Consider the following 4,150-nt stretch of genomic DNA (forward strand, 5'->3'; position numbering starts at 1 on the left):
GCATCGATACAGGCCTCACTTGCCACGCTCGGCGCCGTTGGCTGCTCCAATTCACGCAAAATTCCGCAGGCCTCGCTGTTGCCGACAATCTGGCAATGGGCGCGCAAGTCGCGCAGTTGCTCCTGTAACGAGCGCAGTTCGTTAATCCGCACTTCCACGTGGTGAATGTGCTCGTCAATCAAGCGATTGGCGGCGGTGCAGTCCGCTTCCGGCGCATCGCGCAGGGCCAGTAATTCACGAATTTCCTGTTGCGTCATATCCAGCGAGCGGCAGTGACGGATAAACGCCAAGCGCTCGACATGCACCTGGGTGTACTGCCGATAGTTGCCCTCCGAACGCGCCGGTTCAGGCAATAGGCCCTCACGCTCGTAGTAGCGGATGGTCTCCACCGGACAGTCGGTCAGGCGCGCCAGCTCACCAATTTTCATCCTTTGCCTCTTATCGGTTGACTCTGTAGTAGCTACAGGGTGTGCAATCGCTGCCATAGCGTCAACACACGACGCACACATGGAGCTTTAGCATGAGCCACGACCACCATCACTGTTGCGACCACGACCACGCAGCGAAACCCGCCGCGGCCGGCGTGGCGGCGATCAGCGGCGCCACCGGTGAGTTGCGTTGGAGCAGCCTGCGCATTGACGCCATGGACTGCCCCACCGAAGAACGTCTGCTGCGTGATGCCCTAGGCAAGGTAAAAGAAGTGCAGGCGCTGGAGTTCAACCTGATCCAGCGCGTACTGCGCGTGCAGCATCGCTTTGCCGAAATACAGCCGCTGCAAACGCTGATCGCCACCTTAGGCATGCAAGCCGAACCGCTGGATGCGGCCAACCCGCCGCCAGCCGCCGCGCCTAAGCCCTGGTGGCCGCTGGCGTTGGCCGGTGTGGCCGCGCTGGTCGCGGAAGTTCTTGAATGGACCGCTGTCGGCCCCACCTGGCTGATCGCCCTGTTTGCCCTGGCGGCCATTGCCGGCGCCGGCTTGCCCACCTACCGCAAGGGCCTGATTGCCCTGAAAAACCGCAACCTGAACATCAATGCGCTGATGAGCATTGCCGTCACGGGCGCCGTGCTGATTGGCCAATGGCCGGAAGCGGCGATGGTCAGCGTGCTGTTTGCGATTGCCGAGTTGATTGAAGCCAAGTCACTGGAACGCGCGCGTAACGCCATTCGCGGCCTGCTCGACCTGACTCCGGCGCAAGCCACGGTGCAGGTAGACGGCCAATGGCGGGAAATGGACGTCGCGCAGGTGGCACTGGGCAGCCGCGTGCGTGTGCGCCCCGGCGAACGCATTGCCCTCGATGGCCAGGTAGTAAGCGGTCGCTCTAGCGTTAACCAGGCGCCCATCACCGGCGAAAGCTTGCCGGTGGAAAAAGCCCCGGACGATGTGCTGTTTGCCGGCAGCATTAATGGCGAAGGCGAACTGGAATACAGCACCACCCGCGCCGCCGACGACAGCACCCTGGCGCGCATTATTCACGCCGTAGAAGAAGCACAAAGCTCGAAGGCGCCGACCCAACGCTTTGTCGATCGCTTCTCGCGCATCTACACCCCGACCGTGTTTGCCATCGCCCTGCTGACTGCCGTGGTGCCGCCGCTAATCGTTGGCGGTCACTGGCTGGACTGGATCTATAAAGCCTTGGTGCTGCTGGTAATCGCCTGCCCCTGTGCCTTGGTGATTTCCACCCCGGTGACACTGGTCAGCGGCCTGGCGGCAGCGGCGCGTATGGGCATTTTGGTTAAGGGCGGCGTGTTTCTGGAAATGGGCCGGCAGTTGGCCTGGGTTGCCTTGGATAAAACCGGCACCCTGACCCATGGCCGTCCGCAGCAAACCGACGTGCTGCTACTGGGCGACCAACCGCAGGCGCGGGCGCTGGCCGCCAGTTTGGCTGCACGCTCCGACCACCCGGTGTCACAAGCACTGGCCCGTGCCGCCAACGACGAACATATCGCCCTGGTAGAGGTTCAAGAGTCCACCGCCCTGCCAGGCCGTGGCACCAAAGGCAGCATCAACGGCACCACCTACCACCTGGGCAACCATCGCCTGGTGGAAGAGCTGGGCCTCTGCTCGCCTGAGCTGGAAGCCCAGCTGGATACCCTCGAACGGCAAGGCAAAACCGCCATTGTTCTGCTCGATGGCAGTGGTCCCCTGGCGATTTTTGCCGTGGCTGACGCGGTGCGGGAAACCAGCCGCGAAGCGGTGGCCGAGCTGCATCAGCTTGGGGTGAAAACCTTGATGCTCACCGGCGACAACCCGCACACCGCTGCCGCTATCGCCAGCCAAGTGGGCATCGACGAAGCCCAGGGCAATCTGCTGCCCGAAGACAAGCTCAGCGAGATCAAGCGCCGTCAGGTGGATGGTCAGCGTGTCGGCATGGTGGGCGACGGCATCAACGATGCGCCAGCGCTGGCACGTGCCGATATCGGCTTTGCCATGGGCGCGGCCGGCACCGACACCGCCATCGAAACCGCCGGTGTGGCGTTGATGGACGATGACCTGCGCAAGCTGCCGGCGTTTATTCGCCTGTCGCGGCGCACCCATGCCGTGCTGATGCAGAACATTGGCTTGGCGTTGGGTATCAAGGTGGTGTTTTTGGCGTTGACCCTGGCGGGCATGGGCAGCCTGTGGATGGCCGTGTTTGCCGATATGGGGGCGAGTTTGTTGGTGGTGTTTAATGGCTTGAGGCTGTTGCGCACGACTGCGTAACGCTGGCCCTCTCCCCTAGCCCCTCTCCCGCAAGCTGGAGAGGGGAACCTAAGCGCATTTCAGCTCACGACTTCGGTTGGTCCCGCTTGCGGGAGATGGTTGGGGTAAGGGCTCTTAGCCTCACTCAACCTTTTGCGGCGTCTCCTGCCCCATGCAGCGCACGGCTTTTTTGCGGTTATCCACCAGCACCCCAGTCAGGCCTTTCTGCTCGGTATCAAACAACACCACAATGCCATCCACGCACTGCGCCACCTGAGCCGCCGGTTCCAGGGAGATTTTGTAATCCTCCCCCGGCACAGTCTTGAGCATGGTGAACTCGGACAGCAGCAAGGCATCTTCCGGCTTGGCGATATGCAGATAGCCGTAGTACCAGAGCGCAGCCACGGTGCCAAAAATGCTGCACACGCCGGTGATGATCAGGGGGATTGCGTTGCGTTCTTCGCTCATTGCGGGGTCTCTGTCGTGGAGTCTGAATTCGGGGGTTCGGCGTTAGGCACTTCGGCCAGCCGGCGCAGGCCGTCAAAGCCGCGCGGGTCACTCAGGTACATCAGCATTACCTGGCGCCACACGGGGTCGGCAAATGTCTGTACGTGGCCGCCACGGGTTAACTGCAACACCCTTGGCGGGCGCGCAGCTTGATACAAGCTCACCCCATTGGAAAGGGGCACGACCGTATCGTCGATGCTCTGATAGAGCAAGATCGGCAGCTGCGACAAATTGCCAATGCTGTGGATGGCGCTGTCACTGTCAGGCACCAGCCAGCTCAGCGGGATTTGCAGCGGCCAGGTGAGCCAGGAGTTGCTCAGCGTCAGGCGTGCTACGTCGCGGTAGCTGGCCGGCACACCGTCCAGCACCAACGCGCTGAGGCGTTTGGCCTGTTCAGGGTGCTCGCTCAGGTATTGCACCGCCAAGGCGCCACCGATGCTTTGCCCAAGCAGGTACAGCGGCTGACCTTGCACCTCGGGCGCGGCTTGCAGCCAGGCGAAGGCGGCGTCTATGTCTTGGTAAACGCCCGGCAAGTCCGGCGAACCCTCGGACGCGCCATAGCCGCGATAATCGAGCAACAGCACCTGGTAGCCCTGCTCCGGCAACCAATAGCTGCCGCCCAAGTGCGTAGCGACGTTACCGCCATTGCCGTGCAGGTGCAGCACCGTGCCCTTTACCGCAACACCGGGTTTGGCCGGCAGCCACCAGGCATGCAGGCGGGTGCCATCGGCGGCGGTGAGGGTGATATCGCGGTATTCGAGCTTGGCCACAGTGGGGGTGTAGGGCAGTTCTTTGAGCGGGAAGAACAGCAGATTGCTGCAACCGCTTAAGGTCATAAACAACAGGGTGAGGAGCAACAAGCGGCGCATCAGTCAGCATCCTCAAGGGGCCAGTAGGGTGTGCTGTGCGCACCATTGCGATAGCGAGTGAATCGCTGGTGCGCACAGCACACCCTACGAGCAA

Annotated in this window: 4 protein-coding genes; 1 reads left to right on the top strand and 3 read right to left on the bottom strand. The window is 62.2% G+C overall.

Going from position 1 to position 4,150, the window contains the following annotated elements:
- A partial coding sequence (gene cadR / locus AAAB16_RS18780; protein WP_340664694.1) for a Cd(II)/Pb(II)-responsive transcriptional regulator occupies positions 1–428 on the bottom strand: 428 nt, incomplete at its 3' end.
- 92 nt (positions 429–520) lie between these two features.
- Between cadR and AAAB16_RS18785 the strand changes: the two genes are divergently transcribed.
- Entirely contained in the window at positions 521–2,701 is a 2,181-nt protein-coding gene (locus tag AAAB16_RS18785; RefSeq protein WP_340664695.1) for a heavy metal translocating P-type ATPase, read from the top strand.
- Between the two features lie 120 nt (positions 2,702–2,821).
- Here AAAB16_RS18785 and AAAB16_RS18790 read toward each other — a convergent pair whose 3' ends face one another.
- A complete protein-coding gene (locus tag AAAB16_RS18790; RefSeq protein WP_340664696.1) occupies positions 2,822–3,148 on the bottom strand; it encodes a hypothetical protein in 327 nt (108 codons plus the stop codon).
- Entirely contained in the window at positions 3,145–4,056 is a 912-nt protein-coding gene (locus tag AAAB16_RS18795) for an alpha/beta hydrolase (protein ID WP_340664697.1), read from the bottom strand. The genes AAAB16_RS18790 and AAAB16_RS18795 overlap by 4 nt, the downstream gene beginning before the upstream one ends.
- Positions 4,057–4,150 lie beyond the last annotated feature (94 nt).

The sequence above is a fragment of the Pseudomonas sp. genome (assembly GCF_037994325.1).
In the GTDB taxonomy this organism is placed as follows: Bacteria; Pseudomonadota; Gammaproteobacteria; order Pseudomonadales; family Pseudomonadaceae; genus Aquipseudomonas.